32 protein-coding genes and 2 pseudogenes are annotated in these 26,996 nt (G+C 39.7%); 5 read left to right on the top strand and 29 right to left on the bottom strand.

Annotated features, from left to right (window positions below):
• Nucleotides 1-612: 612 nt before the first annotated feature.
• The 6 genes from AC04Q4_RS11785 to AC04Q4_RS11810 all read right to left on the bottom strand — a co-directional run bounded on the left by AC04Q4_RS11785 (nt 613) and on the right by AC04Q4_RS11810 (nt 5,518).
• The gene (locus AC04Q4_RS11785) at nt 613-1,593 is read right to left on the bottom strand and encodes a P-loop NTPase family protein (protein ID WP_173738214.1); all 981 of its coding nucleotides are present in this window, start codon (nt 1,591-1,593) and stop codon (nt 613-615) included.
• Nucleotides 1,571-2,035 carry a DUF4869 domain-containing protein gene (locus tag AC04Q4_RS11790; protein ID WP_476389024.1) on the bottom strand — a complete coding sequence of 155 codons (465 nt, stop codon included), beginning with the start codon at nt 2,033-2,035 and terminating at the stop codon, nt 1,571-1,573. The genes AC04Q4_RS11785 and AC04Q4_RS11790 overlap by 23 nt, the downstream gene beginning before the upstream one ends.
• Before the next feature lie 343 nt (nt 2,036-2,378).
• Nucleotides 2,379-2,762: an SDR family oxidoreductase gene (locus AC04Q4_RS11795; RefSeq protein WP_476389025.1), complete on the bottom strand. Its 384-nt coding sequence runs from the start codon at nt 2,760-2,762 to the stop codon at nt 2,379-2,381.
• Complete coding sequence (locus AC04Q4_RS11800; protein WP_476389026.1) at nt 2,725-3,150, bottom strand: GNAT family N-acetyltransferase; 426 nt, start codon at nt 3,148-3,150, stop codon at nt 2,725-2,727. The genes AC04Q4_RS11795 and AC04Q4_RS11800 overlap by 38 nt, the downstream gene beginning before the upstream one ends.
• A gap of 276 nt (nt 3,151-3,426) precedes the next feature.
• The gene (locus AC04Q4_RS11805) at nt 3,427-4,080 is read right to left on the bottom strand and encodes a hypothetical protein (RefSeq protein WP_476389027.1); all 654 of its coding nucleotides are present in this window, start codon (nt 4,078-4,080) and stop codon (nt 3,427-3,429) included.
• 289 nt (nt 4,081-4,369) lie between these two features.
• Nucleotides 4,370-5,518: an SLC13 family permease gene (locus tag AC04Q4_RS11810; RefSeq protein ID WP_118254229.1), complete on the bottom strand. Its 1,149-nt coding sequence runs from the start codon at nt 5,516-5,518 to the stop codon at nt 4,370-4,372.
• 92 nt (nt 5,519-5,610) lie between these two features.
• Here AC04Q4_RS11810 and AC04Q4_RS11815 point away from each other — a divergent pair, with 92 nt between their 5' ends.
• Complete coding sequence (locus AC04Q4_RS11815; protein ID WP_173738217.1) at nt 5,611-5,781, top strand: hypothetical protein; 171 nt, start codon at nt 5,611-5,613, stop codon at nt 5,779-5,781.
• On the top strand, nt 5,762-6,214 hold the full coding sequence (locus tag AC04Q4_RS11820; protein WP_173738218.1) for a hypothetical protein: 453 nt from the start codon (nt 5,762-5,764) through the stop codon (nt 6,212-6,214). Before AC04Q4_RS11815 ends, AC04Q4_RS11820 begins: the two co-directional genes overlap by 20 nt.
• A gap of 35 nt (nt 6,215-6,249) precedes the next feature.
• Here AC04Q4_RS11820 and AC04Q4_RS11825 read toward each other — a convergent pair.
• The 3 genes and pseudogenes from AC04Q4_RS11825 to AC04Q4_RS11835 form a co-directional block, all read right to left on the bottom strand.
• Nucleotides 6,250-6,612 (bottom strand): annotated as a pseudogene (locus AC04Q4_RS11825) (site-specific integrase); the annotation flags it as partial.
• A gap of 25 nt (nt 6,613-6,637) precedes the next feature.
• The gene (locus AC04Q4_RS11830) at nt 6,638-6,988 is read right to left on the bottom strand and encodes a hypothetical protein (protein WP_173773708.1); all 351 of its coding nucleotides are present in this window, start codon (nt 6,986-6,988) and stop codon (nt 6,638-6,640) included.
• Between the two features lie 404 nt (nt 6,989-7,392).
• Nucleotides 7,393-7,578, bottom strand: a complete 186-nt coding sequence (locus AC04Q4_RS11835) for a hypothetical protein (RefSeq protein ID WP_173738220.1) — start codon at nt 7,576-7,578, stop codon at nt 7,393-7,395.
• Nucleotides 7,579-7,749: 171 nt separating this feature from the next.
• On the opposite strand from AC04Q4_RS11835, the gene AC04Q4_RS11840 reads away from it, so the two are divergent.
• Nucleotides 7,750-8,265: a helix-turn-helix domain-containing protein gene (locus AC04Q4_RS11840; RefSeq protein ID WP_117628015.1), complete on the top strand. Its 516-nt coding sequence runs from the start codon at nt 7,750-7,752 to the stop codon at nt 8,263-8,265.
• A gap of 712 nt (nt 8,266-8,977) precedes the next feature.
• On the top strand, nt 8,978-9,814 hold the full coding sequence (locus AC04Q4_RS11845) for an AIM24 family protein (protein ID WP_117944082.1): 837 nt from the start codon (nt 8,978-8,980) through the stop codon (nt 9,812-9,814).
• Between the two features lie 139 nt (nt 9,815-9,953).
• Here the strand turns inward: AC04Q4_RS11845 and AC04Q4_RS11850 are convergent, their stop codons facing one another.
• From AC04Q4_RS11850 to ltrA, 9 genes are all read right to left on the bottom strand, one after another.
• Nucleotides 9,954-10,310, bottom strand: coding sequence for a VOC family protein (locus AC04Q4_RS11850; RefSeq protein WP_173738222.1), 357 nt, complete (start codon nt 10,308-10,310; stop codon nt 9,954-9,956).
• Nucleotides 10,307-10,993: an MBL fold metallo-hydrolase gene (locus AC04Q4_RS11855; protein WP_173738236.1), complete on the bottom strand. Its 687-nt coding sequence runs from the start codon at nt 10,991-10,993 to the stop codon at nt 10,307-10,309. The genes AC04Q4_RS11850 and AC04Q4_RS11855 overlap by 4 nt, the downstream gene beginning before the upstream one ends.
• A 78-nt stretch (nt 10,994-11,071) precedes the next feature.
• Nucleotides 11,072-11,290 carry an aspartate dehydrogenase gene (locus AC04Q4_RS11860; protein WP_173738223.1) on the bottom strand — a complete coding sequence of 73 codons (219 nt, stop codon included), beginning with the start codon at nt 11,288-11,290 and terminating at the stop codon, nt 11,072-11,074.
• A gap of 45 nt (nt 11,291-11,335) precedes the next feature.
• Nucleotides 11,336-11,806, bottom strand: a complete 471-nt coding sequence (locus AC04Q4_RS11865) for an LURP-one-related family protein (RefSeq protein ID WP_476389028.1) — start codon at nt 11,804-11,806, stop codon at nt 11,336-11,338.
• A gap of 274 nt (nt 11,807-12,080) precedes the next feature.
• On the bottom strand, nt 12,081-12,989 hold the full coding sequence (locus AC04Q4_RS11870; protein ID WP_173756983.1) for a radical SAM mobile pair protein B: 909 nt from the start codon (nt 12,987-12,989) through the stop codon (nt 12,081-12,083).
• Nucleotides 12,977-13,666 (bottom strand): radical SAM mobile pair protein A, encoded by a 690-nt coding sequence (locus AC04Q4_RS11875; protein ID WP_173756981.1) that lies wholly within the window; start codon nt 13,664-13,666, stop codon nt 12,977-12,979. The genes AC04Q4_RS11870 and AC04Q4_RS11875 overlap by 13 nt, the downstream gene beginning before the upstream one ends.
• The gene (locus AC04Q4_RS11880; RefSeq protein WP_005608418.1) at nt 13,663-14,100 is read right to left on the bottom strand and encodes a radical SAM mobile pair system MarR family transcriptional regulator; all 438 of its coding nucleotides are present in this window, start codon (nt 14,098-14,100) and stop codon (nt 13,663-13,665) included. The genes AC04Q4_RS11875 and AC04Q4_RS11880 overlap by 4 nt, the downstream gene beginning before the upstream one ends.
• A gap of 143 nt (nt 14,101-14,243) precedes the next feature.
• Entirely contained in the window at nt 14,244-14,576 is a 333-nt protein-coding gene (locus AC04Q4_RS11885; protein WP_008373705.1) for a winged helix-turn-helix transcriptional regulator, read from the bottom strand.
• A 145-nt stretch (nt 14,577-14,721) separates the two neighbouring features.
• On the bottom strand, nt 14,722-15,987 hold the full coding sequence (gene ltrA / locus AC04Q4_RS11890) for a group II intron reverse transcriptase/maturase (RefSeq protein WP_476389029.1): 1,266 nt from the start codon (nt 15,985-15,987) through the stop codon (nt 14,722-14,724).
• A 634-nt stretch (nt 15,988-16,621) separates the two neighbouring features.
• Here ltrA and AC04Q4_RS11895 point away from each other — a divergent pair.
• A complete protein-coding gene (locus AC04Q4_RS11895; RefSeq protein ID WP_004614173.1) occupies nt 16,622-16,975 on the top strand; it encodes a cupin domain-containing protein in 354 nt (117 codons plus the stop codon).
• 134 nt (nt 16,976-17,109) lie between these two features.
• Here AC04Q4_RS11895 and AC04Q4_RS11900 read toward each other — a convergent pair whose 3' ends face one another.
• The 11 genes and pseudogenes from AC04Q4_RS11900 to AC04Q4_RS11950 form a co-directional block, all read right to left on the bottom strand.
• Nucleotides 17,110-17,865, bottom strand: coding sequence for a 4Fe-4S binding protein (locus AC04Q4_RS11900; protein ID WP_476389030.1), 756 nt, complete (start codon nt 17,863-17,865; stop codon nt 17,110-17,112).
• 72 nt (nt 17,866-17,937) lie between these two features.
• Nucleotides 17,938-19,458, bottom strand: coding sequence for a tyrosine-type recombinase/integrase (locus AC04Q4_RS11905; protein ID WP_476389031.1), 1,521 nt, complete (start codon nt 19,456-19,458; stop codon nt 17,938-17,940).
• Nucleotide 19,459: 1 nt separating this feature from the next.
• Nucleotides 19,460-20,449, bottom strand: coding sequence for a helix-turn-helix domain-containing protein (locus AC04Q4_RS11910; protein ID WP_117529026.1), 990 nt, complete (start codon nt 20,447-20,449; stop codon nt 19,460-19,462).
• 119 nt (nt 20,450-20,568) lie between these two features.
• A complete protein-coding gene (locus tag AC04Q4_RS11915; RefSeq protein ID WP_005423637.1) occupies nt 20,569-20,745 on the bottom strand; it encodes a helix-turn-helix domain-containing protein in 177 nt (58 codons plus the stop codon).
• A gap of 286 nt (nt 20,746-21,031) precedes the next feature.
• Nucleotides 21,032-21,442, bottom strand: coding sequence for a LysE family transporter (locus AC04Q4_RS11920; RefSeq protein WP_278286633.1), 411 nt, complete (start codon nt 21,440-21,442; stop codon nt 21,032-21,034).
• Nucleotides 21,443-21,553: 111 nt separating this feature from the next.
• Nucleotides 21,554-21,745: pseudogene (locus AC04Q4_RS11925) on the bottom strand (LysR family transcriptional regulator); the annotation flags it as partial.
• 13 nt (nt 21,746-21,758) lie between these two features.
• Entirely contained in the window at nt 21,759-23,090 is a 1,332-nt protein-coding gene (locus tag AC04Q4_RS11930; RefSeq protein WP_117854925.1) for an MATE family efflux transporter, read from the bottom strand.
• 22 nt (nt 23,091-23,112) lie between these two features.
• Nucleotides 23,113-24,453, bottom strand: a complete 1,341-nt coding sequence (locus AC04Q4_RS11935; RefSeq protein ID WP_476389032.1) for an MATE family efflux transporter — start codon at nt 24,451-24,453, stop codon at nt 23,113-23,115.
• Between the two features lie 268 nt (nt 24,454-24,721).
• A complete protein-coding gene (locus AC04Q4_RS11940) occupies nt 24,722-24,934 on the bottom strand; it encodes a PF20097 family protein (protein ID WP_005360889.1) in 213 nt (70 codons plus the stop codon).
• A 119-nt stretch (nt 24,935-25,053) separates the two neighbouring features.
• Nucleotides 25,054-25,497, bottom strand: a complete 444-nt coding sequence (locus AC04Q4_RS11945; protein WP_476389033.1) for a GNAT family N-acetyltransferase — start codon at nt 25,495-25,497, stop codon at nt 25,054-25,056.
• Nucleotides 25,498-25,738: 241 nt separating this feature from the next.
• On the bottom strand, nt 25,739-26,992 hold the full coding sequence (locus AC04Q4_RS11950; protein ID WP_117606939.1) for an ATP-binding protein: 1,254 nt from the start codon (nt 26,990-26,992) through the stop codon (nt 25,739-25,741).
• Nucleotides 26,993-26,996 lie beyond the last annotated feature (4 nt).

Genomic DNA, 26,996 nt, shown 5'->3' on the forward strand with positions numbered 1-26,996 from the left:
AGCAACTTGCTAACAGATCAGCGAATTTAGTTAACAGAAGTTTTTGACCAAGAAAAAAAGTGGAGATGGTCCAGCATTATCTGCTATCCATTTCCACTTTAGCGCATTAAAGTGCCCCCTGCGGGAATCGAACCCACAGCTAGAGCTTAGGAGCAAGGCACTCGGCATCTTCCTCTGGGACTATTTATGTTTTATACTGTCTTTGAAAACCCCTGATTTACGGGCTTTCTTAGCTCTCGTGGGCACTTCGCTGTCAGCTTTTATATCGTCCTTGAAAGCTCCCGTTTCAAGCATAAATGTTGGCATTTTGTTGGCATGAGCTAATAAAGTTCTCAGTACCGGATTGCCAGTCACTGTGTAGACGGCGCTCAAATCCTGCGCCAATCAATCTATCGGCTACCGACTCCGTACTTTCGCGGAATTGGTAACTCTATTAAATTTTCATCTGTTATAAATGGTCTACTTCTATATTATACAGCAAAACTGAGGCGTTGTGTATATAAATTTTACGTCAATGGAATACTATTTGGTCTATAACGCTGATGCCTGGCTATTTCGTAAGCGCTCAGCAGACAACTTACATAAGTACTGAGTTGGTAGGCAAGTTGGCACCTATTTGTTTATAACTTCTATAGGCAATTGTTCTTTTATCTTATCAACTACCCAATCTTGCAAATAGTAACTATTCAGTATGTTCTTAGAATACTTCTCAACGCCATCCGCAGTCAACGTAATCAAAATCTCTGTAAAAAACTTTTCCCAACTTTCATATTTTTCACATTCGACATATTCAGGAATATTATCTAAAATCTGAATTAATTTTTCGGACTTAAGAATACCAGATTTCAAAATCAAATATTCAAATGATTCTGGAAGCCATAATGAAATTCTTCGTTCTGTTTGTATCTGAAATGAACTTATGCAAGTTTCAATTAAAGAGCCAAAAGCAGCCCCATCAGCTATTACCAATGTATCTCCTAATCCCAGTTCTTTTACACATTTAATGAGATTCCCATTTCCATTAGAACTGGTAACATTACTATTCTTAAATGCGTGCATCCAGAACTGATATCCTGAATTACTATCCTCTGTAACAACATTCTGAATTTTGTTATTTTCTATAATAGGATAATTGCTATAGATCTCTTTGAATTCATGATAGGATTCTTTTATATCTGTACGCTTTCCATCCGTAATAATTTCATAAATTTCGTGAATGCTATAAGGCAGCATCTTCAATGGTGCACGAGTTACAAAAACAAAATAATTTCCAGATTCTTTTACATAACTGGCAAATTCCTTTGTAAATACAAATTCATTATTTTCTTCAATAAAAATAACTGTATTTTTTAACGGATATAATGCATCCTTCCAATCACGTCCCACTTCATCTCGAATATATACATAATATGATGCATTTGTAGAAACAGCATATCCTGACTGCCTTCCAATTCTCAAGTATTCATATAAAATACGTAAAAGAGTAGTCTTTCCTGTTGCACTGTCACCTTTTATAATGGTAATATTTCTTCTAATGGAAAATTCAAATAATACTTTTTTACTCTTAGCCTTAAACCAGTAACTTCCTTTCATCTTCCATCTCCTCTGCTTCCAATAATCCTTCTACATATTCTGCAGAATTGCATACAATCTTCCCTGTATTCATAATTTGAATTTTAAATTCACCTTCAAACCGCATTATATGTTGCAAATATACTATCAGATCCTTTTTCTCTGCAATCTTTAAAATCCACTTTGCGCAGTTATCTCCACAATTAGACATGTTGTAAATAAAAGAATCATCCTTCAACATAAGAATCAAAACTTTCACACCACCAGACAACTCGCGTGGCGTTATGGCTCCCAGTATAGGACTGTCAATAACATGTGAACTGATAACTGTGCAATGATCCACATCCTGAATCATTTCTTTTACAAAACTATCTTCAATCCATTCATCTTCATATACATTATCAAAATACGAAGGTGCATCTTTCATGTATTCGATATTGGCATAGTACCATATTTTTAACATCCTATCACGACCTCTCTGTTCTTAATATATTCTTTATCAATATCTATCTCTATAATTGATTTTACTCACTTTTGAAATCTGCGCGTTTTATCCTTTAGTTAAATATATAACTGTTTACGCACCATTATTGATGTATATTCAAGCCAATTCTGTCCCTTACACATATTCTAATTATAACGATTTTTATCTTTCATGAAAAGTCTAATTCTCCAGATTTTATCTTTGACTACACTGGAGATTGGCTTAGATTTCTCCAGCAGATATTTCCAATTTTTATGTTTTATATACCTGTTTCCGTAATTTTATTTCTGATATTGCATTATATATCTTCATATTCTGCTTTTTAAATCTTCATGTCAAATCTCCAACCACAATCATCATGGTAAATCATTTGTTTTGTCATGCCACCATCAATACAGATGTTTTCACCTGTGATAAAGCCTGCTTTTTCAGAGCAAAGAAACAGTACCATATTGGCAATATCCATAGGATTTCCGACACGATGAACCGGCTGCTGCACTGCATCTGCTCCTGTATATTCGGTAAAGTCAGTATCTATCCATCCCGGAGAGATTGAATTGACTCGTACTCTTCCTGCAAGACTGACTGCCAACGCATGAGTTAATGCTGAAATCCCACCCTTGGCTGCAGTGTAACTCCATATAAAATTCTCCCCCAAAATCCGCTTTCTATTTCTGTTGCCACAACATTGTGTATTCTTTTTCACCAGTAGCTTCATCTAAACCTTCACATTGAATATCGAACCCTTCTCTTTGGTAAAAAGAGATGGCTCTGGCATTCTTCTGGTATACGTTTAATCGTAACCTAATTTTTTTATTCTTGATATAGTCTAATAAAAGTTTACCTATACCACATGACTGCATTTCATTAGAAACAAAAATCCCTTCAATGTATTCGTTACTTAGTCCTACAAATCCCTGAATCATTTTATTATCTTCATACACATAGACTTCCGCTTGTGACATCGTTTCTTTCACTAATTCATAATTACTTGTCCAATATTGCTCAGGAATAAAATCATGTGCTTTTAAATTGGTCTTTAACCATATGTCAGCAACTCTATTAATATCTGTATTCTGCATCTTTCTGATCATAACGATTATCCTCCATCAGCTCCCGATTTCAGAGCTTCATTTCTAATACTGATTTTACCGTACTTTTTAGGCTCAGTCCATCTTTTATACCCAAGCAATATCGCTTCCATTTCCTTTCTGCCGGACTGTTAGTCCCTTTTCTTGAAAAAATATAAAAAATAGAGCACATAGATAGATTCTACATGCTCTTACGCTTTATATTCTGTTTTTATATCTTATTCTCTTTAGACGAATTTTTTTTGATTCTGTTTATTACACCAGTTTACAACTTTATAATTAATAGACTTGCTGACGAATCAGCTGTTTTAAAGCCTTTATGATAACATTTGATTTTATATGTGTTTCGATGTTTCTAACGAAATTGGTCAAAAATATCTGGCTGCGAATGCCCTGACTTAATTCAAAACGAAACTCCTGTACACTTTTTGTACGGTATTCGGAAAACTGCTCATCCTGATAGGGTAAGATCTTCATTGCACAATAACAGATATTGATCAGATTTACCAGCATTTCAATACCCTTGCAGCTTCGTACCATATAACTGCAAAGTGACCAGAAGGTTTTCTGCTCATAGTAGCTTGTTTCAATATTCCACCGGAACAAGTACAAAAACAGCGGAATATATTTCATCCTGTCATTCTTCCATACAGGTATGCAAAGCATAATATTTACAAAGCAGTGTCCATTCAGATAATTGGAACCATTATGTGCAGCATGGTCAAAGAGTTTTGAAACATTCTCAAACCGAGTTCCGGCCTTTGCTACCATGGTATCATCCACACAAAGAAATATTGGCTGTGTTGCCAGTGAATCCGGTATCATTCTCAAAGCAACTTTAGCTGTGATATTCATAAAGTGGGAATAATCAACTTTTGCATAGGAACATGCGTGGTAAAAGGTATTGAGGGATTTTGTGGTAATCCCAGACAAAAAGTGCTGATATAAAAATCGAATGGAATGTACAGATTCCAATGTTAGTATTGATAAAACGAGTAAAAACAAAGTATCTGCTGTTGGAGCAAACTCATTATACATCAGAAAGCCCTGTACGATATTTTTTATGAAAAAGTTGTAAAGTGGTGTAAAGATTAATGATCTTTGTATTGGCACCGAAAATATATTTATTTCTCCGCAGCTTTTCTTCCAGGATGGGAGAGTGCCGCGGAGAATTTTTTGCGAAGAAAGAATTGCTATAGCTTTTGTAATTCCGGGAAAACCTTTATCTAAGAAAAAAATACAATATTAACATGAATATCATGAATATAATATTGGAGGCTGTGAATATTCCCAAATACTTCCCTCTCAGATTCCTGTTTTCTTTTGCAATATATTTGAAACTTATCAGGCTTGCCATGGATGCAATCAGAGTGCCGAGACCTCCAATATTGGTTCCGACAATTAAAGCCCGATAATTATCTGTAAAGCCGGATAAAAGAAGCGCAGCGGGAACATTGCTCATAATCTGACTGGCAAGAACAGCAGTAAGTGTTTCCCTTCCTGCCATGATTCTTTCCAGAAAACTGCTGAATTGCGGAATCCTTCCAAGGTTGCCGATAAAAATAAATAATGCGATAAAGGTGGCAAGCAGGGAGTAATCCACCCTGCTTATATTTTCCCTGTTTCTTAGCAGCATATATATAAGAACCAATACAAGAGGAATCTGGTATGGAATGATACGTGCAACAGTGAGCAGGCAGATTGTAAATAAGATCAGGTAAGCGGCCAGGTATTCCATGTTAAGTTCTTTTCTGTCAGAGAATCCCAAAAGAGTTTTATCTTTTTCGGAACCGCATACGTGAGGTGCTTTGGCAGCGGCTACCTGTATCCATATCAGAAGAAGGATAAGTGCTGTGGCGGAATAGGGAAGCATCAGGGTTATTAATTCTGCCGCGGACATCCCTGCTCTGGCATATAGATAAAGGTTCTGCGGATTTCCGATTGGTGTGAGCATGCTTCCGAGATTAGCAGCGATTGTCTGCATGGCTACTATTTTAAGAAGCCAGTAATTGCCCAGTTCCTTTGGCAGTTTATGCACAATGATCAGTGCAAGAGGAACAAAAGTAATCAATGCCACATCATTGGTGATCACCATTGACAGGAAGAAACATAAGAGTACCAACAGCCTGATCACACCCACAGTTCCCGATGTTCCCATCAGCAATTTTTTGGCGAGTATATCAAAAACACCAACAGCCTTCAAACCAGCTACAATTGCCATCAAACAGAAGAGGAGCCCGAGAGTCCTGAAATCGATATAAGTAAAATAAGCCTTATCCGGTCTGACCCAGAACATAGAAAGAAGCGCCAGGATCACTGCAATTGACAAAACGGTTTCTTTCCTGAAAAAAACATATAATTTTTGTAACATAATATTTCCTTTCCGGTCTGATACGACCGCGTATAAGTATATCACAGAAACATCCAGAAAAAAAAGAATCTAAACTGGAACTGGCAGCCTCCATGATCCGGCAGGTTATGCCTGAATTTCACATCAAAGATCATATCATCATCCTTTGTGACAGCTGGTACACAAAACAGAATCTGGTATCCATCGTTGATGAATATCCGAATCTGGATCTGATTGGCAATGCAAGGATTGATTCTGTCATGTATGATACATCTTTCTATTGAAACAGATTTTACGTTTTCCAATGAAAAGATTGGTGATTATTATACCGGTGTCCGCCGGGTTCTCGCTAAGATCTTTGGCAATAGGGAAGTACTTGCCTATGTCACTGCCACAGAAAAAGAACATGGTACAAAACGACTGTTTTTCAATACCATTTTCCCGGAAGATCTGCAGATTTTCTGTGCATGGCAGAAAAAAGCACCATTGAACCAGACCGGAAGTGACCGTATGAAATACATTCCACTGTTGCTATATTCGTTACGCTGGAATATTGAAACAAGCTACTATGAACAGAAAACGTTCTGGCCTTTTTGTAACTATATGGTGCGAAGCTGCAAAGGGATTGAAATGCTGGTCAATCTGATTAACATCAGTTACTGTGCCATGACAAAGGCCTTAAAACAGCTGATTCATCAACAAGTCTATCATTTATAAAGTTGTAAACTGGTGTTTATTATACAGAAATCTCTCTATTTTTTCTCCAAGGATTTAGCCAAGGTAGATAAAAGTGCTGCCATTTCCGGATTGGAAAGAACCTTGGCTAATAATTCCGCATCAACATCCGTTGGAAGTTCAACAGTCTTGCCGGCAGCATGGGCATGCATACTCGGATCCAGATCTTTTTTCTCGTAAAAAGCTTCTTCAAAGAGCTCTGCATTCTTCCTGCGGTCGTCATCAATAATATGAGAATACACATCCGTAACCATATTGATCTGTGAATGACCGGAATCTCCCTGTACAGCCTTGATATCTCCGCCATTTAACTTCAGCTTATAAGTGACACTTGTATGGCGAAGGCTGTGAAACACAACCGGTGGAAGATTATGCTCTTTCTGCTCTCCTCCGGAAATACCAGAATCACATCTTTTCCATGCAACGGGCCTTTTTGTTAATTCTGCCTGCATAATACATACATTCTGAACAATAATGCTCTCTGAAGGTTTCCTCATCAATCACCGGTAACTGTTCTCTGATCTCTTTTCGGATTTCTTCTGCTTTTAAATATGGCTTCATCTGTTTATCCCCTTTCCGTTTGCCACTTATTTTTACTGGCAACACAAGGGTATGGCAGAAGTTCCCCTCTGCCACACGACTTCTATTGTCAGTTACCCCGGAATATACCGGGGCAATCTTTTTTTCATACAGTGCTCGTTTGTCTTGTTCACACGTGTATCCCATCTCAGGGAACACCCAGTCCGTTAGCGCCATCGCAGGCAGCCTCAACCATATCGTGTATGGTCTCCAGGATCCTCACTCCTCCTGGCCGACATCATTCGGAAGTATCATTATTAATTCGCCGCTTTGCTCAGAAAGCCATCGCCGTAGCAATGTTTCAATGCAAACCTCTGTTTCTCTTCATCCTCGGACCGATTGTCCTTGGACTTATCCGGAATCCTATCTGGCAGGACTCCGGCGGACTGGCAAGCTCATTCAATTTTCAAAGTCTTGAGTCGGCTTTTCGATCCGAATTTCTGATCTGTAGCCTTCTCAACTTCTAAATACAAAAAAGTTTGGGAAAGTTTAGGGAGAAATGAAAAAAGATTAGAAAAAACAAAAACGTCAGTGGAATACTCCACTGACGCCCTTACAAATACTATTGATTTTTTCTTTTATTATTTGTCGATAACTTTACTTATGATGTCGGACATATGGTCAAGACTGGATTGTCTATCAGCTAATGCCTCCTCAAAGCTACTGTCACCATACACATCATTTACCTGCTCTTCCGTCCAAACATCACCTACCTCTTCCATTTTTTCAATAAATTCGTTGATTTCCTGTTTGTTCATAGTGTTCATTCTGTACCCTCTCTTTCCTCTTTCACTCTTTTTGACTTCATGTTCATTATTGAGCTTGTTGTTAATTGATAATTCAAGTATAATAAACTCTATACGAGAAATACACGTCTTGCATGAGGACTTAAATATTGATAATCCCCATGTTTAGCGATATACGGGGAGGAAATTCTCATGGGTAAGCAATCCACCAGGGAAAACAAAACAATTTACCAGCTTTGCCGAGAAGCGGCAGGACTTACAAGAGCAGAGGCCAGCGAAAAAATGGATGCTGTCTCTGATTCAAAAATTGAAAAATTTGAATATGAAACACAAGAACCTACGCCTTATGATATCCTCCAGATGGCAGATGCCTATAAAAGACCAGAGCTTTGCAATTATTATTGCTCTCACAAATGCGAGATCGGCCATCGTTATGTTCCAGAAGTAGAAATGACTGATCTGTCAAATATCATTTTGGAGACAATTGCCAGTTTGAATGAAATCAATCCTCTTACTGGTCGTCTGATCCAGATTGCCCGTGACGGTAAGATCAGCGATGATGAAATGAAAGATTTTGCTTATATCAGTAAAAAACTTGATGAAATTTCTTTAGCCATAGACTCTTTGAATCTTTGGGTGGATAAGACCGCCGGAGAACAGGGGCTTAATCTTGAGCTCCTAAATGCCGAGAGAGAAAAATTGAAATAATCCATAACGCCAAGAAAGGCAATGAACCATTTCTGACTCATTGCCTTTTCCTTTACATACGCTGTAATTAATTGACGATACTTTCTGTTTTCTTCCTCCTGATCGATTATAAATGTGACGTCACCAATGCTATAATGCCACCAATAATCAATAATGGAAAAGCAATGTACATCAGTCCACCTATAACCATACCAATCAATATCACCGGAAAGAAAATAACTGTACAAAGTAGTTTCATAATTCCCCAGGACGCTTTTAATCCAAATATAAAAAATTTTCCAACAAACCAAATTATACAAATTGTGAATAATAACGATAACATTTTTTACTCCTTCTGACATGTGTCTTTCATTTTTTCTGTTCTTTTTCTGCTAAATATTCAGATGTGTTCTTTATACCAAGTTTATTGCTGAACGTCAGATTTTTCTCCATCTTTTCTATTATCCGGATTAATCGAATTCTCTGTGCTGCTTCCATCTGATCACCCCATTTACATTCTGCTTTTTTGTTGATATTGTTACTATAACAAATTTATTTTTCACAATACACATCCACCATGAGGAATTGCATCTTTATATTTCTCAAATTTTGAGAATTCTCTCTTTATAATTCTCTATACAAAGTATATATCTATCTATGTTGTTTCTATTATAATAAACATATCCGAGTAACACTATGAATTATTATTAAAGGTAAAGGAGTCAGTAGTAATATGCGAATTGAAAATTTACAAAATGAAAACAGAAAATATGCAAAAAGCATCGGAAACTTCCATGTGCTTGAATATGTGCAGGATGCCAGCGTTTCACCTATGAATGCAATGAATGAGTATTTTATGAGTAAAATGAATGTCAGAAGAAGACAGGTTGTTATTGATATTGATAAAGACCATTCAGCTGTTATCCAGGCTGGTTCCATGCAGTGGATGGGTGGTAATGTACAAGCCACATCTGGTGTAAAAGGCATCGGAGATTTCCTTGGAAAGGCACTCAAGGGTGCGGTTACAAAAGAAACCGCAGTTAAACCGGAATATGTTGGCGAAGGCTGTCTGGTACTGGAACCAACATATAAATACATTATTCTTGCAGACATTGGAAAATGGGGTTCGGCCGGAATGACAATTGAAGATGGCATGTTCCTGGCTTGTGATGCAAATGTAAAAAGTAAAGTTGTAGCCAGAAAGAACCTTTCATCAGCAGTATTAGGTAGCGAAGGCCTGTTTAATCTGAGTTTGCAAGGAAATGGTGTAGCTGCACTGGAGTCTAATGTTCCCGAAGATGAATTGATTGAAGTCATATTGGAAAATGATGAACTGAAAATCGATGGAAACCTTGCTGTATGCTGGTCATCAAATCTTGAATTTACCGTAGAAAGATCTACAAAAACACTTGTCGGATCTGCAGTTAGCGGAGAGGGTCTGGTAAATGTTTACCGCGGAACAGGACGGGTACTGATGTGTCCGGTCGCACCGACAACTTCCTTGTTTGAGTCCACCAACACCATGGCAGCTAAAGCTGCTGCTAAATCCAGTAATACATTTGGAAAATAAGCATAAAATACATTCTCACGTAAACAACAAACAATCACTTCCAAAGAGAAACAACATTTAAAGATATTTGAAAAAATCACCTTCAGACTATTTTTTTATAGTCTGAAGGTGATTTTAAAATTCCCAATATACACCAGCTTTACGGCAGTATCTCAAGCCAGTATCCATCTGGATCTATAATGAAATAGATTCCCATTGTTTCATTTTCGAAACAAATGCATCCCATCTCTTCATGCTTCTTATGCGCTGCCTCGTAATCCTCTGCCTGGAATGCCAGGTGGAATTCGCATTCACCCAGATTATATGGCTGTGGATGATCTTTAAGCCAGGTAAGTTCCAACTCAAAATCACTTACATCATTGCTCAAATACACAATGATAAAATCATCGGTAGTCTTTCTTCTCACTTCGTGCAGATCAAGGGCCTCGTTGTAAAATTTAATAGATCGGTCCAGGTCTGATACATTGTAGTTTTCGTGAATCATCTTAAACTTCATAATTCTTCTCCTTTTGCACATTCTGTGTTTTTAATACGTGATTTATATTGCGGATATTCCGTAATAAACCGCTTAATTACATTGGCATCATTCCAGTAATGCATTGGAAAAATGACATTGCAATCTACATTTTTAAGGAAATACAGGATCCCGTCGGCATAGTGATTTCCCTGTCTCGGATCTAAAGGGACAAATGCAGCATCAAAATGCATACCCTTGATTTTCCTGATCTCCGCACGATATGCTGAAGTAAGTCTCTGGTTATCAGCTTTTGGCTCACCATCCCAATACCAGTCATTTAAGTCACCGGCATGATAAATGGTGCCTTCCTTTGTTTTGACAATAAATGCTACACCACTATCGTTAGATAGCAATGTATCGACTTGGGTGCCATTATCCAGATTATAAGTCTGATCATGATAAACATATGTGATCTTCATATCTGACAAGTGTTTTCTTTTGCGTATATCTTTCGCCAAAATTGCCTGATATGTCATGCCCATATCATCAAGGATCTCAAAAATCACAGGATTAAAATGATCCTTATGAAAATGACTGCAAAAAACAATTACTTCTTTTTTCTTGTCAAGAAGTGGTAATTCACCCTTATAATAGTCAAAAATATAGTAGCAATCTTTAGTTTCAATTAAAAATCCACTGTGGTTAATGTAAGTAATTTTCATCACCTTTATAAAATAACTCCTTTTTCCCTATAAGCTTACAGACGAATACCTGGCGTTCATCCACGACCCAGAAGATGTCTAATATTCTTTTGCAATTTCCTCTGTTATCTCATATATCTCTTTGAATTTTTCTAGCTCCTCCGGAGATCTGATCAGCATGATTTCTTCGATTTTTCCGGTCCGTATGTCTTTGAACCCTGCTACTTCTTCTCCAGTACAAATGCTTGCACGAATAACTGGTTTCATATGTTCTCTGTCATATGTTTTTTTCACGATTTTCTTTTTGAATAATCCCATGCTACCTCCCAATCTCCGAATATCTTCGACAACAAGATCAACTATCTAATTCCTGGAACATTTTTCTGCATCGATTGCCAGTACAAACATCAGCGCATCCAATGCATTTCCTGGATCCTGCACATCAATAACATATGTATCAGTCATATGAAACAGTTCTTTACTAACCCGTGCAATTGAATAACCGCTTCGATCAAGAATGCTATAGTCCCATTCCATAAAGGTTCCATCAATATGCCATCCATTGTAATCAATATTATAATGTGGCGTCAGGAATGAGAATTCTTTGCTCAGGCATCCAATATAACTGCCGTTTTTATAAATTTCAAATTTAGGAAGAAAAGTAAGTACTTTCTGAACAACCATTCCTACTTCATTTCCATAGGCATCATAAATTACAAGTTTATGTCCCCAGGACAACTGGCCTTTTATTACATAAACAGTGTGGCCTGCTTCATCATAGATATCATAGCTGTCAAACCATGAAAACAGCCTTTGTTTAAACAATAACTTCATAACTTTTCACCGCTCTCTCCAACAGATATAATTGGTTCTTTATAAGTATCATAATACCATACCGGAACACCTTAAAAAATATGTAAATCGAAGAATTAACCCATCTTATTTCACGGATTATGATAAAACACATATTACCAGCTATAAACCTCTACTTGTTCACAAAAAGATATAAAAAAGACCATCTACTGCTTGTTTACGGTAAATGATCTTTTCATTGCAATATTTAATTAAATATCATACTGAGCCGATTGTCATCCCTGCAAACTCGAAGTTAGCGATTTCTTTTTCCGGTATTCTCTGTCCCACGGATTTCCTCATGATAGAAATAATCTACGATCACCGGATGTCCCTGCGGGACTCTGCCATAAGGCATTTCATTATCCACAAAGGCACAATCATACTTCTTAGCCATTTTCTCAGCTTTTACTTCAAGTGCCTCAAAGTAGCTGCGGTTATGCTTGTTATAGATCTCGTCGTAAAGTGGTACAAGATCAGGATATTTTCCGGCGATATAATCCATAATTGTCTTTTTGAAACCGCCTCGAAGATTGAGATTTTCGAGCCAGAACAGATCGCACTGATCCTTTACCCGCTCAAAGATTGCTTCAAAATCCGTGATACCGGGGAATACCGGGGATACGAAACAGACTGTACGGATACCTGCCTTATATACCTGCTTCATAGCAGCGATACGGTGCTCAATGCTCGAAGCAGAATCCATATCGTTCTTGAAATTTTCATCTAGTGTGTTGATCGACCATGAAACGGTTACACGTCCAAGCTTCTTCAACAGATCAATATCCCGTAACACAAGATCCGACTTTGTGCAGATCAGAATATCTGCGTCACTGCCGATCAGCTGCTCCAGAAGTTTTCTGGTATTCCCGAATTGCTCCTCCTGTGGATTGTAGCCATCTGTCACAGAACCGATGACCACCCGCTGTCCGGCATATTTCTTCGGATTTTTAATTTCCGGCCAATGCTTCACATCAAGGAAAGTGCCCCATTCCTCCTTGTGCCCGGTAAAGCGCTTCATAAAAGAAGCATAGCAATACTTGCAGGCATGTGTACAGCCCACATAGGGATTGACCGAGTAACCGCCTACCGGCAGACTAGACTTAGTCATGATGTTCTTTGTTTCCACCTCACGAATGAGGATTCCATTTATTACTTCTTCCATGATTTCTGTACCTCTAACACTTTATTAAATTCTTCCGGCATTTCCTGAATCATATTTTCATCCCCTATGATAGGGACAAGGTCTTCCTTCATAAACACCGGAATGCCGAGCTTATGTGCCTGGTCCGTCAGAGACCATGCCCATTCCGGCTCCGTATGAATCTTCCTGCTCTGAGCTCCGGTCATGGTGCCGACAACGATCCAATTGATTCCGGAAAGGTCAACTGTGCCGGGATCATCGAATAACGGCTCAAAGGTAACATGGTAATGTTTTGCTCTGACATTTTTCCGAAGGGCGTCGATACGCCACCGTTCTGCTTTCCTCGTCACCGTAACGCCAAACCATGCGTTTTCCAGATCGGTATCAAAATCCAGCAAATCAGGTCGCTTGGTAAGGAACAGGAACTGATGCTGTGGATTTTCACGGATCTTTGCAAATACCTCGTCTCTCCATTCCGGCTTCCATCCAGAGAAATCGCTCATGCCGGTAAGAAGAAAGTTCTGCGAACGTTTCTTTTCCATCATCTTGAGCTTACCCGGAAAGAATTCAGGGTCAGCGAAATCATCAATCATATGCCAGCGTTTCACGTTGTTGCGGGCATAGCAATATGTACACCCCACTGTGCAGCCAATGACGATATTCATGTTCTGAATCTGATCTTTGATACAAATACTCATGACTTCTGCCACTCCTCAAGATTCTTTCTGATGCGGTCGAGGCATTCCTCAAACCGGGTAATTTCTTCCTCTGAAAAACCTTTGTAGTAAATACTGCCCATCTCATCAGATACAGAATCGTACTCGCCCTTTAAGGTATGTGCTTTCTCAGTCAGAAACAGGAGTGTTTTCCTTTTGTCCGTTTCAGACTGAACACGGCTTATCAGCCCTTGATTTTCCATTCTTTCCAGCATCGTAGTAAGAGATGTTATCGCTAATCCGCATTTAGTCGAGAGTGACCTGATTGAGATACCATCCTCCTGCCACAACACATAAAGAATACGTCCCTGGGCTCCATTAAACGCATCAATATTCTTTTCACTGAGAATCTTCTCAAAAATCCGGTCTCCAAGCTGTTTTATTTTGGTGACAAGAAATCCTCCATTCATTTCCATACAAAATCTCCTATATAGTAGTTTATCAAAAACATACTATATAGGAGCTTTATTGTCAAGAGTTTATATGTCTTAATAGGTAAATTCCATTTTTTTCAATTCTCCAAACTTGAATTGTTCGAGTTTTTCAAATACTAACGTCCTTAATTTTGTTCAATAATTGATTTATAGTAGTTACCAAAGTCAGCAAGTGAATTAACAATTGGAAGCATTTTTGTTCCGAGTTCTGTTAAGCCGTATTCAACTCTCGGTGGCTGCTCATGGTAATCGTGGCGATATGCCAGCCCATCACTCATCATTTGTCTTAAACTATCTGTCAAAACCTTTTGTGAAATACCATCTATACTTCGTTGTAGCTCATTGAATCTCCATGGACGCTCTTTCAAGTTACGCAAAATCAGCAGTTTCCATTTTCCTCCGATAAGAGATACTGCTGTTGCAACTGGGCATTCCGGTAATTCTTCTTTTGCTCGCATAATTCTCGTCGAGTAGACTTTGTCTCGACTTTTTCACATCCTTTCACCATATATTGTTTTGCGATGAGAGGTTCAAGTCTCAAAAGCCCCTCACAGAACCGCACGTGCCCTATTAAGGCATACGGCTCTTCAATAAGACATTTACCTAATAAGCACTTTTCAGATATATCCTTGGATACTCCATTGGATGTATCTTTAGGATATTCATATATTTCTTCCACGTCAGCCAATACGTTTGGTCTCTGCGTCTCTTGCTTTTCCATAACTCCTGTCTCACATATTTGTAATACTTTTGCAAACCTATGTAGTTCCCATAGATTCCATAGTATCTGTAATGCCCCGTCAGTTTCACATTCAACGCTTCTATGGTATCGGCTATGCTTTCGTGCATATGCTCCCATAACCATTTCTTGACTGCTTCTCTTTTCATTTTCAGCTTCTTCCTGCTTGTTCTATGCAGTACACAGTACTTGCCCCAGTGACTTGTCGCATTGTAGTGTGTAAAGCCGAGAAAGTCAAAGAATTCCTTTGTTCCCTTGTATCTGCCAAATGGTAGAATTCTGCTTTTATCCTCTGCAATTTCAAGACCGAATTTACGCAGTCTTTCTATCAGAAGCTGATAAAACCTTTGTGCTTCATTCTCGTATTGGAACAGACATACAAAATCATCTGCGTAGCGTACCATGTACATTTCTCCCTTAAACTCATGCTTTTTCACATAATCAAACCATGTATCTAAGGTATAGTGCAGATACACATTTGCCAGCACTGGCGAAATCAGACCGCCCTGTACTGTTCCAGCTTCTGTATCCAGTCGCTTACCATCCTCCATAACTCCCCCTATCAGAAATCTCTTGATATATCTGATAAAGTTCTTATCTGCTATGTCATGCTCAAGAAATTTTATCATCCACTCATGGTCTAGGTTATCAAAGAATCCCTTGATGTCTGCATCTAAAATGTAATTGACCTTGTCTGCCATGATGTGTTTGTTTACTCTTTGAATGGCATCGTGACAACTTCTGTTTGGACGAAACCCAAATGAAAACTCCTTGAACTTAGGCTCGTAAATCGCTTCCAGTATCTCTTTAAAGACGCCTTGAACGACTTTATCCTCAAATGACGGAATGCCGAGTCCTCGCATCTTGCCACTACCTTTTGGGATATAAGCTCTGCGCACGGGATATGGCTTATAAGAAAACTTCTTCATTCTGACAAGCAGGCTCTCTATGTTTTCTTCTAAGTTCTCTCCATATTGCTCCTTGGTTATTCCATCCACTCCTACTGCTTTCCCTTTGGGTTGTTTGCTGTAGGACTCTTTGAGTGTGTCACTGTTGACATATTTCATTAGCGACTGAACTCTGCCATATCTTTCTACGAGACTGGCTATTTCTGCTTTCTCTTTTTCCATAGATTTTATGCCTCCTGTGCTCTCTATGTTTTGATTGCAAAAGCAACTTATTGTCCGTCCCTTCCCTCCAGCGTCATTACTGCTTTCATCAGTACTATGGACGAATCCGACTCCTCGATGGTCTTCGTTCATACTCACCATTGCATTGGTCGATATTCCCTACTGTCTCATGTACAGAACCATCCAGGTCTCCCAGGTATGTCAAATATAACGATATCAGGTATGCCATGCTCTAGGACTCCGGTGTGTTTTCATAGTCTCGCTTTAACGACTAATCCTTGTTGGTGACCCAAGGAGGTAGCAGACCACCCCACACAATTGATATTTCTAACGAAGCTCAATCACTTCACGCTTACGCATTACGGCTTTCCTGTTCCCTGCCCTACGCTTAAACACCATTGTTAGCCTTTGGCGTTCCAAGGACTCGGTACTGGCGACTTGCTAAGTCTTACCAGACTGGATTCCCACCAGTTATATATTTGGCACCGAACTGGCGCACACCTCCAAGTCTATTGTAACACATTCATTTTTGAGTGTACAGTTACAAAAAGGTGCGTACTTGTTTTTGTATGTGTCTCACACTATACTAATACCAAGCAACCAGAAACTACGAATTAACTATGGAGGTATTATTATGGCAAATTACACAAAAACAACTATTGGAAAGGAAAACCGAATTGAGTTGCATGAAAAGTTGTCTTTAACAGGTGCAGAAATCAGTTTAAACGAACTACCTGCAGGAGCAAATGTCCCATTTGTTCATTCTCATAAAGAAAATGAAGAAATCTATGGAATTCTTTCAGGTAACGGCAAAGCCATAATTGATGGAGAAGAAATTAGCCTTTCAACTGGAGACTGGCTAAAAATCGCACCTGCTGCAAAGCGTCAGTTTTTTGCATCCGATATTTCTGGAATTACTTATATCTGCATTCAGGTAAAAGAAAATTCTCTGGAACATTTTACAGCAGAGGATGCCGTAATCGGCTAATTAAAAGTATTTATTTACAAAAATGCACAGTTCCCGATAAGCTAAGAACTGTGCATTTCTTTTTTGTTCAATATTACGTTTTCTCAATTTTTCAAACAAGAATTTACATGTTTCTCATTGTATTGCTCGCCCTATTATAAATACAATTTATTTTCCTTCCTACCGGAACAAACTTTCTTCATTTTCAGTCCGGCGATAAAACTGACAAGCTTACTGTAATTTCTTGCTTTCTTCGGACAGACTGCTACACAGTGCATACAAGAAATGCACTTATCCTTATCGGTCATCTTCGGATTGTCCAATGCAATGGCACCTGCCGGGCATTCTTTTGCGCACAGACCGCAGGAAGTGCATTTTCCATTTGCAACAGGTTTGAGCGGAACACCACCATATTCTCGATATGGTCTGTTTCCCGGAAATGCAGGTGTACTTTGTGCTTCGCTGTTTTGCATAATCTTTGCGGCAAATTCCAGCAATTCCTTTTCATCCTGCTGATCCGGGCGTCCGGTTCCAAATTGGTGCATCAGGGAATGCTCTGCGACAGCCTCCATTCCTGCGATACATACAAATCCTGATGCCTCCAGAACATCCTGTAGTTCCAATAGAGTATCATCAATCATACGGTTTCCAAATACTGCCACAAGAATTGCTTTCGTACCATCTGCCTTTACTTTGCGGAACATATCCGTTACAACTGATGGAATACGTCCACCATAAGACGGTACAGCAACCAAACATAGATCCTTTTTTTCAAATTTCACCTTCATGAGTTTATCTGGTTCCTTAATTAGGTCGATTTCTTCAGCATCCAGCTTCGTCCCTTTCGCAACAATATCTGCTACTTTCTCTGTACCCCCTGTCGGGCTGAAAAATATGTTATAAAATCTCATAATGATCCTCCTACTGATTCCGATTTGTTTATTGTCCTTTTATAACGGTTGACAAATTGTTTTCAATAGTCTTTATATGTTTGAAAGGAATTCTTCTATCAAACTATTTATCATCTCCGGTTTATCTGTATTAGAATTATGACCGGCCCCTTCAATCCACTTTAAAGGAATTTTCGTTTTTCGATGCCATTCTCTGTTATACCTTATACATGAACCGGCATGATCCTTTGTACCACATATCAACAGGGAAGGACATTTAATTTCATATGGCAGATCCTTTTCCATTGCCTCTGCCAGAATACGAAATCCATGCCCGGCAATTTGGGCATAACGATGTTGATCACCATCATAGACCAGCATCATTTCCTTCATCAGGTTTCTGCCATAATCAGAAGTTGCAACTCCCTCAGTTCCGGATTTCAAAAGCAACTTCCATGGGTAATGTGCATATACTGGTTCCATTCTTTTCAGAAGCCAGATCTCCACTGCTGTCAGCTTATAAGTAACGCTGCTATGACGAAAGCTGTGAAATACAACCGGTGGGAGATTATAGTCCTCGATCAGTTTCTTTAAAGGACCACGGATTGCTCCATCTCCGAGAGGAAGACCAAAGGTACTTGCCATAACCAGGTTATAGTCCATATATTCATCACCAAGGATTTCTTTCATTTCATCCTGTTCCGCTTTCCAGTCTACCAACATATTAGCGACACTCTTTGGTAAGAATATCTTACGCACACTGCTTTCTGTCTTTGGTGTTTTCAGAATACGGACCGTAGAATTCTTCTTATGATTTGTCGGGAATACCAACAACACATCTTTTCCATCCAATGCATTCAACGATTCTTTTCTTATACGCTGTGATTCTTTGTTAATGAAGACATATGCACGGTTTTCTTCAATTGCCTCAGGAGAAATATCTACACAATCCCAGGTAAGACCAAGCAGCTCACCAAGTCGCAGGGAACATGAAAAAGATAGATTAATTGCGAGCTTTAATCGTTCATCTTCACAGACACTGAGCGCATACATCAATGTATCCGCTGTCCAGATGTCTCTTTTTTGTGATTTATGTTTTGGTACAATCGCATGAGTACAGGGATTCTTCTCCATCAGTTCCCATTTCACTGCCTGTTCAAAACAGTTCCTGAGCAGCTTATTAACATCCCTGACCGTACTGGACGATACAAATTCATTTCGACTGGTTTTATTTAATGGATTGATAACGGCACGCCTCTTCAAAAGACTCTGATAATATCTTTCGATGAATCTGGTATTGATCTCTGAGAGTTTCGTATCACCAATGATCGGAAGAATATAGTTATTGATAAGAGAGACATTTCCTTCATATGTAGAAAGCGCCCAGTTTTCTTTGCCATAAAGTGCAACATATTCTGTAATAAGCTCATCCAGTGTTTTGCATTTACGGACGACAAATGATCCCATCTCTTTTTTATATTCAATTTCTTTTTTTCTTCTCTTTGCTTCGGCTTTTGTTTCATAGGTTTCCCATTTCTGTTTTCTCTCGCCTTTTTCATTCGTATAAGAATAGATTACATTGAATTTTCCGTTTCGTTCTCTTATTGATGCCATATTATTGCATGCTCCTTTCCAAATCTCTTTGTTCCATCCAGTCCTCAAATTCATCCCGAAGGATCCTAACTCGACTGCCAACTTTTATTACTGTGAACTTTCCTTTATCCGCCCACTTGTTGATCATGCTTCTGCTGACCTTTGCCAGATAGGAAGCTTCATCAAAAGTAAGATACTTTATATTTCCATTGCTTCCTCGTATTCCGGTCTGTGATAATTTCTTCCGCCGGAAATTGGCCAGGGCAATATTTTGTTCCTGTGCAAGTTCTTCATAATCATTCGATGGATCCAGCTTATACCGATCCTGACCTTCCAGGAATTTTTGAAAACTCTCTTTTGTGATCCTTTTCTTTTCTGCAATCACAATGAATTCAAAAAAATGACTATACTTCGGATTATCAAGAATTGTATATACTGCGCTTCTGGTTGTTCCAAGTAGCTGTGCCATCTCAGGCATTGTAATTGTTGCATCTTCCAGAAGAGCGTCTTTTTCTCTGTCTTCCTTTGTTCGATACCGGGACTGGCTTTTATACCAGTTCTGAAAAGATTCTTTTGGTATTCGTTTCCAGTAATCGACAATAACAGCTTCCATTTGATTTTTCTTGAGTAAATCATAAACAAGATAATCATCAACGCCCAACAAATCCGCGACTTCCTTAACAGAATAGGACCAGGATTTCAATTCTTTCCCTGGCTCTTCTCCAGTAACTTTATGATATTTAATCTGATTGGCGTACCATTTTTCAAAGCTGGCAATATTGATTCGTATCTTTCCGGCAATCTCTTTAGATTCAAAAACATTTTTATGTACCAGCCAGTATCGATCTGTCTTTTTTAATCCCAGCAGCTTTCCCATTTCCGGCACGGTCATCCAGGTTCTCTTTTGTGTTGGACGCCGTTTGTAAGGACTTTCTTCTGAAATCTTCGAAATGATTTCTTCCACATCGTCCATTTCCGGAATTCCTTTTTGTTTCATAATTGCTGTTGCCATTTATTCTTCACTTCCTGTCTTTTTTAGTGTTAGTGTTTTTTCTTATATCATATCTCAAATCCAGATAAAAATTTAGGATGTCGATGTAGACAAAATCTGTCTGATCAACACCCTGTTTTTTACTGCTCCAAGTTATCGAGCCAGTCGTCAAAACTCTTCTTAGAGATGCGATACTTTCCGCCATCCAACTGGATCCACCGGAATTCTTTTTTCTTTAAAAGGTTATAAATAGTAGGTCTGCTGACTCCTAAGATTTCCTGTAACTCTTGTACTGTATAACATCTTTTCTCTAACATTTCTTTATCCTCTTTTCTTTGAAATATGAAAGAAAAATTATTCCTTCATATAACGAAACGCTCAGAGGTTGTTTTACAGTGGTCAAAAGCAAATTTTTTTACTTTTTTCTTACGAGTTTTCTTTAATGCAACTCGTAACATTAGATTTTTACATTTTTCATGAAATTAAGTAAAGAAAAAGAGCATATGGAATTGAATCCATACACTCTATGATTACTGAAACTTTATTTCATTTTTAATTCAACAAACTTGAATTTGTTAATTAGAATTGCTCTCAAAGCAACAATTATCTTAACATTCCCCAAATACACTCCAGTAATGTTAGTGCAAGGATAATGTTAATAACACGGAAATGCCGTAGATAAAACTTCTGAATCAGTGCGCCCAAGCCAGTCCAAGTACAGGTTGCGATCGTTCCGATTGTTGCAATAACCAGCTCAAAAAACAGCAAAGCCGGAAAAGAGGACATATATCCTACAACATAACCCGTTAGTGCGGTAACTCCGAACATATAGATCTTCACATTGACAAATTGCAGCATGAAGCCTTTCAGAAACGATGCCGATTGCTCTGCGTTTTCTGTTGACGGCTTACTGAAAGCAATATGAATCGCAAGCCACAGGATATAGGCTGCTCCGATGTACTTCAGCACTTCCATTACATTTAGAAGCAAAGAATTAACCCCATATACAAAAATTGCGCAGTACCGCCATAGGCATAATCATCAACCACCTTTCTGCTGTTATTATATCAGCAAACAGCGGTACATACATAACACCTATTTTATATGATTATCCATAGCATACGACTATGGATTGGCTGGAGCATATTTCCATAATTCTTCCAGATAGCTTTTTCCAAGTTCATTTAATTCCTGATTTTCATTCAGCACATATCCAATATGCATTGTTTCATTTTCTGCAAGCGGAACGGAGATGATATTTTCTCCATTCAAATATTTCGGGAAAATGCCACTTGAAATAGTATAGGCATTCATTCCTTTCGGGCCGCCGTCACGGGCCTGTGATTGCCTTGCGGTAAATGACAAGGGAAATGATCGCAGTAATCGCTTCCGTGATCCAAAACGCATTCCAGACGCCAACCGCTCCGAAAAACCTGCTGAGTAAAAACGCAGCCGGGATGATGACCACTACATACCGGCAAAGGGAAATCAGTAAGGAGGGAGTTCCTTTCCCAAGTCCCTCCAATGCGCCGGAAGATGTAACAGAAACCGCCGAGACGATAAACCCAGCCCCGATGATGCGTAAGGCGGTTTCCCCGGCCTGAATCGTCGCTTCTGTGTGGGTAAACAGCCCCATCAACTGTCCGGGGATCAGCAGACATATTACTGTCCCAAACACCATAATGATACCACTCATGCACAAAACGATCTTAAAGATCTGGCTGACCCGTTGGTGTTCCCCCGCGCCGTAGTTATAGCCGATCAGGGGGCGCATCCCCTGCACAATGCCATTCGCTGGAAGATAGACAAATGTCTGCAATTTGTAATAGATTCCCAAAACCAGAATATACACTTCGGAATATGCCGCCAGAATCGCATTGAGCGCCGAAATCAAAAGAGACGGAAGCGCGAGATTCAGGGTTGCGGGAATGCCAATGGAGTACAGCTTTATTACCATCTTTTTGCTGGGGAGAATGTACTGCCTGCGGATATGCACGCGAATTGGCCGCGCAAGATAGACTACAAGGTAAATCGTCAGCGTCAGAGCCTGTCCGATGCCGGTCGCCAGCGCAGCGCCTTCGATTCCCATTTCCGGGAATGGTCCATAGCCAAAAATCAGAACGGGATCTAAGACAATGTTTGTGATGCACCCGCACATCAGGCTTATCATGGTCGTTTTCATGTTTCCTACTGCCTGGAACAATTTCTCAAACGTCATGCTGACGGTAACAATGAGTGTAAAGGCGAACGCAACGACAGAATAGCGGACGCCAAGTTCAATGACCGCTTCGGATGAAGTGAACATCCGCAGGAAAACCGGCATGATCGTAATACAGCAGACTGTCATAACAACGCCATGAATCACGGCAAGCACAAGTCCCTGCGTGGCTGCCTGATCCGCTTTTCTGTGATCCCCCGCGCCCAGATACAAGGCGATCACTGCATTGATCCCAACGCCAAATCCAATTCCGGCAGCATTGATAAAATTTTGAACCGGGTAAACCAATGATAATGCCGTCATAGCCTCCTCGCTGATCTGCGCGACAAAAAAGCTGTCCACAATGTTGTAGAGGGAGTTGACCAGCATGGATAACACCATCGGCAGGGACATGGATAAAATCAGCGGCAATATCGGTTTCTCTTTCATGAAAGTGTCGTTCATAATTCCTCCTTCGCAAAACACGTTATGAGATATTTTTGCGTCGATGCCATGCCATCATCACAAGTGCAACGAGCAAAGTGGCGGTTTCCGCAAACGGAAATGCAAGCCAGATTCCGTTCAGCTGGAACAATTTGTCCAGACACCACAGGGCAGGCACAAGGAAAAGCATTTGCCTGCATAATTGGATTGCCATGCTGGACCCTACTTTTTCTGTGGTCTGAAAATAGGTGGAAATCATCGTAGAAAGGCCGCAAAACAGATAGCTTGCCGCCATGATCCGCATGGCGGAGATTCCAAAGGAGCGCATGGCTTCCGACGCCATAAACAATCCCAGAATCTGCGCCGGAAAGAGGAGGACAGCCAACGTCCCCAGTATCATCATGCCGGTGACCAAAACAGTTCCATATCGGAAAGCTGAATGCAGCCGTTCGCTGTTGCCTGCGCCGTAGTTAAACCGCATGACAGGCAAACAGCCTTGAATCAAGCCGTTTACCGTCATAACAATCAACTGCTGCACCTTAAAATATGCGCCGAAGAAAGCGATCGCCGTATCGGAATACGCCACCAAAAACAGATTGACAAAGGTCACCACAAACGAACTGAGGGCGTTCATGATAAAAGATGGCAGGCCAAAGGCAAAAATACGGTAGATCATCTGCTTTTTCAAATGAAAGCCTTTGATTTTTACCTGCACTTTCTGCTTTTTGCCCAGCAGTAAAGCAAATGCCAAAATCATGGACAGCAGATAGCCTGCAACGGTAGCTACCGCAGCGCCGCGGATTCCCATAGCCGGGAAAATACCAATCCCAAAAATCAGAATGGGGTCGAACACGAAGTTAACGACCACGCCCGCAATCTGGAACCACATGGGAGCGACCATGTTCCCGGTGGCCTGTATCATCTTCTGGATGGCGATATGCACCATATTGGGAATTTGCATGAAGGAGCACACACTCATATAGGCGATGCTCAGCTGATAAATTTCTTCATTATTGGTGAATGCCCGAAAATAGGGTTTCATAATCAGTAATGACATAAGGTTGAGCAAAGCACCTATTCCAAAAGCCAGTAACAATCCATGTGTGACAGTTGCATTTGCCTCATCCTGCTTTTTCTGTCCAAGATACCCTGCTATCAGCACATTCACACCGACACCGATCCAGATAGACGCTGCATTCATCAATGTTGTAATCGGGAATGACAGAGAAACAGCGGTCAATGCATTCTCACTCAACCGCGCCACAAACGCGCTGTCTATCAGGTTATAGGAATATTGCAGGAACATGGAAATCAGCGGCGGTATCGACATTTGCCAGATGAGCTTTCCAACAGGAGCGACCGCCATTTTATTATTGGTCTGCATACTTTCCCTCCTCTCCACAAAGTGTCCGGCAGCTTCCATCCTCCGTTCTGCCAGATTTTCCAGTATGCAGACAACAAAAAAGCCACACGGCTATCACAAGATAGCTGTGTGGCAAAAAGATGACCGAATCCGGAAAAGTCCACTCAAATTTTACGCTCAGTATTATAGCATTCTTTCAGGAGACTTTCAAGCATTAATCATTACGGAATTGTGGCGCCATATTTATTGTTTTATATGTTATTTCTCTATTAGTTCTGCAAACTTGAATTTATCTATTCGCATAATCAATCAAAATCTTTTTGCAACTACTGCAACGATAAGCTTCACAATGAGGGATTCCGCCTGAACCTTTACTCAATTCCAAATCGTCCGATTGTTTAATACGAAAAACTTTTGTCACATTATCAACTGCAAAAGTAATGTCTCGTGAGCTCATCAGGTATCCTCTTATCATTTCTTCACCACAATATGGACATTTCATGCTGCTTTACCTCCTATAAATTCCGATTTTAATGTCTCTATTATACCATAATGATACTATTATAAAAAAGGAAAAAGAGCTCCTTCGAGCTCTTTTGATTCAGTTCTGTAAACTTGAAGTTATAAACATCTTTGCAAATATACCATATCTATTAACTGTACACCACACTCATAAATTGGGTGGTCATAATTGTCCGTAAAGAAATTCGGAATATTGTGAGATCGGACAAATCCGCATTTTTCATAAAACGGTACGGTCAACGGGCTGTCACCTGTTCCAACCTGCAAAATAGAATATTCATCTGCATATTTACTTGCAAGGAAGTCAATCAATGCTTTCCCATAGCCCTGTCCTTGATTCTGAGGATCAACTGCAATATTTTTAATTTCAAGTATTCCATTATCTTCATCAGTAACGACACATTCAGCTTTTACATTACCATCTTCAAGTACATACATAGTACCTTTTTCAAGATAGTGATCAATCATATTTTCCTGCGCATCAGCTAATAACAATAATGCTATAAATTGCTTTTTATTCTCATTCACTTCTCGGATTTTCATATTTATTACTCCGTCAAACTTTTGTTTATTTCGTTCTTAAGTTCATCTTTATTCTCGTATGTTCTCACTATCGGAATCGTACTCTGTCTGTTCTACATAATCTGCGGAACAGTCTCGTTTATACGGATAAAAAAATAAACTGAGCCACGGCTGTTCCAACATGAAATCAGCCGTGGCCTTATTTATATCATTTCACTCTTTTTTGAAATAGAACAACACCACAGCAACAACTCAAATCGACTTAAAATTCCAGACTATTCGCATTCAGCAAGAAATACTTCATTCCCATGATGACAAAACCTTCATCATTTCTCCAAGGCTTTTTGCTGCCATTTACAATGACGATCTTCTTGAAAGAGTCCGGGATATTACGCAGAGAATTGAACTCCTGCGTCTGTTTTTCTTCCGAAGTCATGTCATATGCAACCTGGATATAGTATCTCTGATTTCCTTGATTCACCACAAAGTCAACCTCCAACTGCTTGCGAACACGTTTGCCCTCTTTATCCTTATCGAAGATATCCACGACACCCACATCAACATTGTAGCCACGGATCAGCAGCTCGTTATAAACAATGTTCTCCATGATATGAGTAGGCTCCTGCTGTCTGAAATTCAGACGTGCATTTCTCAGTCCCAGATCAGTAAAGTAGTATTTCAGATTTGCACCGATATACTTTCTGCCCTTAATATCGTATCGGCTTGCCTTGGAAATCAAAAAGGCATCTGTCAAATGGTCGATATGCTTGGAGATGGTTTTATTAGCATAAGTCATCTGGCGCTCACTGGCAAAGGTATTGGCAATCTTCGAAGGGTTGGTCGGTGCGCCGATTGCAGATGCAAGCACATCAACCAGAATCCCAATCTCATCCACGTTCTGAATCTTATTTCTTTCAATAACATCCTTCAGATAGACATTTGCAAAGATGTTCTTCAGATAGTCCGCTTTCTGTTGTTCGCTCTGGAAACTTACGATCTGCGGCAATCCTCCGTAGATCATGTAGTCATCCCAGGCATCATCATAATCGCCGTCATAGACAGAATAAAACTCTGCAAAGGAGAGAGGGTAGATTCTAATCTCATCACCTCTGCCACGGAATTCGGTCACAATGTCGCTGGACAGGAACTTGGAATTACTTCCGGTGACATACACATCAATATTGCTCATGCGGAGCAGGCTGTTCAGCACTTCCTCAAATCGTGGCATGAACTGCACTTCATCCAAAAGGAGATAATACTTCCCGTCGTCTTTCATGGCATCCTTGATGTACTTGAAGCATACCTTGGGATCTCTTAATTCCTCGTTCTCAATACCATCCAATGCAATTTCAATAATATGATCAACATCAACGCCGTTCTCCAGTAAGTATCTCTTAAAGATGGTAAACAGCAAAAAGGATTTGCCACATCTACGAATGCCGGTAATCACCTTTATCATTCCATTATCTTTTCGCTCGATCAGCTGCTGTAGGTAAGCGTCTCTTTTAATCTCCATCGTT

It is taken from the genome of Blautia sp. HA8986 (assembly GCF_056504635.1).

What these genes read in the sequence shown, in the direction of transcription:
- AC04Q4_RS11835 (WP_173738220.1), bottom strand. Translation starts at nt 7,578, where the DNA reads ATGAACACTATGAACAAACAGGAAATCAACGAATTTATTGAAAAAATG.
- AC04Q4_RS11875 (WP_173756981.1), bottom strand. Translation starts at nt 13,666, where the DNA reads ATGAGTATTTGTATCAAAGATCAGATTCAGAACATGAATATCGTCATT.
- AC04Q4_RS11815 (WP_173738217.1), top strand. Translation starts at nt 5,611, where the DNA reads ATGATCCGGCAGGTTATGCCTGAATTTCACATCAAAGATCATATCATC.
- AC04Q4_RS11855 (WP_173738236.1), bottom strand. Translation starts at nt 10,993, where the DNA reads ATGAAAATTACTTACATTAACCACAGTGGATTTTTAATTGAAACTAAA.
- AC04Q4_RS11810 (WP_118254229.1), bottom strand. Translation starts at nt 5,518, where the DNA reads ATGTTACAAAAATTATATGTTTTTTTCAGGAAAGAAACCGTTTTGTCA.
- AC04Q4_RS11860 (WP_173738223.1), bottom strand. Translation starts at nt 11,290, where the DNA reads ATGGGATTATTCAAAAAGAAAATCGTGAAAAAAACATATGACAGAGAA.
- AC04Q4_RS11880 (WP_005608418.1), bottom strand. Translation starts at nt 14,100, where the DNA reads ATGGAAATGAATGGAGGATTTCTTGTCACCAAAATAAAACAGCTTGGA.
- AC04Q4_RS11850 (WP_173738222.1), bottom strand. Translation starts at nt 10,310, where the DNA reads ATGAAGTTTAAGATGATTCACGAAAACTACAATGTATCAGACCTGGAC.
- AC04Q4_RS11800 (WP_476389026.1), bottom strand. Translation starts at nt 3,150, where the DNA reads ATGATCAGAAAGATGCAGAATACAGATATTAATAGAGTTGCTGACATA.
- AC04Q4_RS11935 (WP_476389032.1), bottom strand. Translation starts at nt 24,453, where the DNA reads ATGCAGACCAATAATAAAATGGCGGTCGCTCCTGTTGGAAAGCTCATC.
- AC04Q4_RS11945 (WP_476389033.1), bottom strand. Translation starts at nt 25,497, where the DNA reads ATGAAAATCCGAGAAGTGAATGAGAATAAAAAGCAATTTATAGCATTA.
- AC04Q4_RS11895 (WP_004614173.1), top strand. Translation starts at nt 16,622, where the DNA reads ATGGCAAATTACACAAAAACAACTATTGGAAAGGAAAACCGAATTGAG.
- AC04Q4_RS11840 (WP_117628015.1), top strand. Translation starts at nt 7,750, where the DNA reads ATGGGTAAGCAATCCACCAGGGAAAACAAAACAATTTACCAGCTTTGC.
- AC04Q4_RS11830 (WP_173773708.1), bottom strand. Translation starts at nt 6,988, where the DNA reads ATGGCGCTAACGGACTGGGTGTTCCCTGAGATGGGATACACGTGTGAA.
- AC04Q4_RS11820 (WP_173738218.1), top strand. Translation starts at nt 5,762, where the DNA reads ATGATACATCTTTCTATTGAAACAGATTTTACGTTTTCCAATGAAAAG.
- AC04Q4_RS11900 (WP_476389030.1), bottom strand. Translation starts at nt 17,865, where the DNA reads ATGAGATTTTATAACATATTTTTCAGCCCGACAGGGGGTACAGAGAAA.
- AC04Q4_RS11870 (WP_173756983.1), bottom strand. Translation starts at nt 12,989, where the DNA reads ATGGAAGAAGTAATAAATGGAATCCTCATTCGTGAGGTGGAAACAAAG.
- AC04Q4_RS11885 (WP_008373705.1), bottom strand. Translation starts at nt 14,576, where the DNA reads ATGCGAGCAAAAGAAGAATTACCGGAATGCCCAGTTGCAACAGCAGTA.
- AC04Q4_RS11915 (WP_005423637.1), bottom strand. Translation starts at nt 20,745, where the DNA reads ATGTTAGAGAAAAGATGTTATACAGTACAAGAGTTACAGGAAATCTTA.
- AC04Q4_RS11790 (WP_476389024.1), bottom strand. Translation starts at nt 2,035, where the DNA reads ATGTTAAAAATATGGTACTATGCCAATATCGAATACATGAAAGATGCA.
- AC04Q4_RS11785 (WP_173738214.1), bottom strand. Translation starts at nt 1,593, where the DNA reads ATGAAAGGAAGTTACTGGTTTAAGGCTAAGAGTAAAAAAGTATTATTT.
- ltrA (WP_476389029.1), bottom strand. Translation starts at nt 15,987, where the DNA reads ATGGAAAAAGAGAAAGCAGAAATAGCCAGTCTCGTAGAAAGATATGGC.
- AC04Q4_RS11865 (WP_476389028.1), bottom strand. Translation starts at nt 11,806, where the DNA reads ATGAAGTTATTGTTTAAACAAAGGCTGTTTTCATGGTTTGACAGCTAT.
- AC04Q4_RS11910 (WP_117529026.1), bottom strand. Translation starts at nt 20,449, where the DNA reads ATGGCAACAGCAATTATGAAACAAAAAGGAATTCCGGAAATGGACGAT.
- AC04Q4_RS11930 (WP_117854925.1), bottom strand. Translation starts at nt 23,090, where the DNA reads ATGAACGACACTTTCATGAAAGAGAAACCGATATTGCCGCTGATTTTA.
- AC04Q4_RS11845 (WP_117944082.1), top strand. Translation starts at nt 8,978, where the DNA reads ATGCGAATTGAAAATTTACAAAATGAAAACAGAAAATATGCAAAAAGC.
- AC04Q4_RS11905 (WP_476389031.1), bottom strand. Translation starts at nt 19,458, where the DNA reads ATGGCATCAATAAGAGAACGAAACGGAAAATTCAATGTAATCTATTCT.
- AC04Q4_RS11950 (WP_117606939.1), bottom strand. Translation starts at nt 26,992, where the DNA reads ATGGAGATTAAAAGAGACGCTTACCTACAGCAGCTGATCGAGCGAAAA.
- AC04Q4_RS11940 (WP_005360889.1), bottom strand. Translation starts at nt 24,934, where the DNA reads ATGAAATGTCCATATTGTGGTGAAGAAATGATAAGAGGATACCTGATG.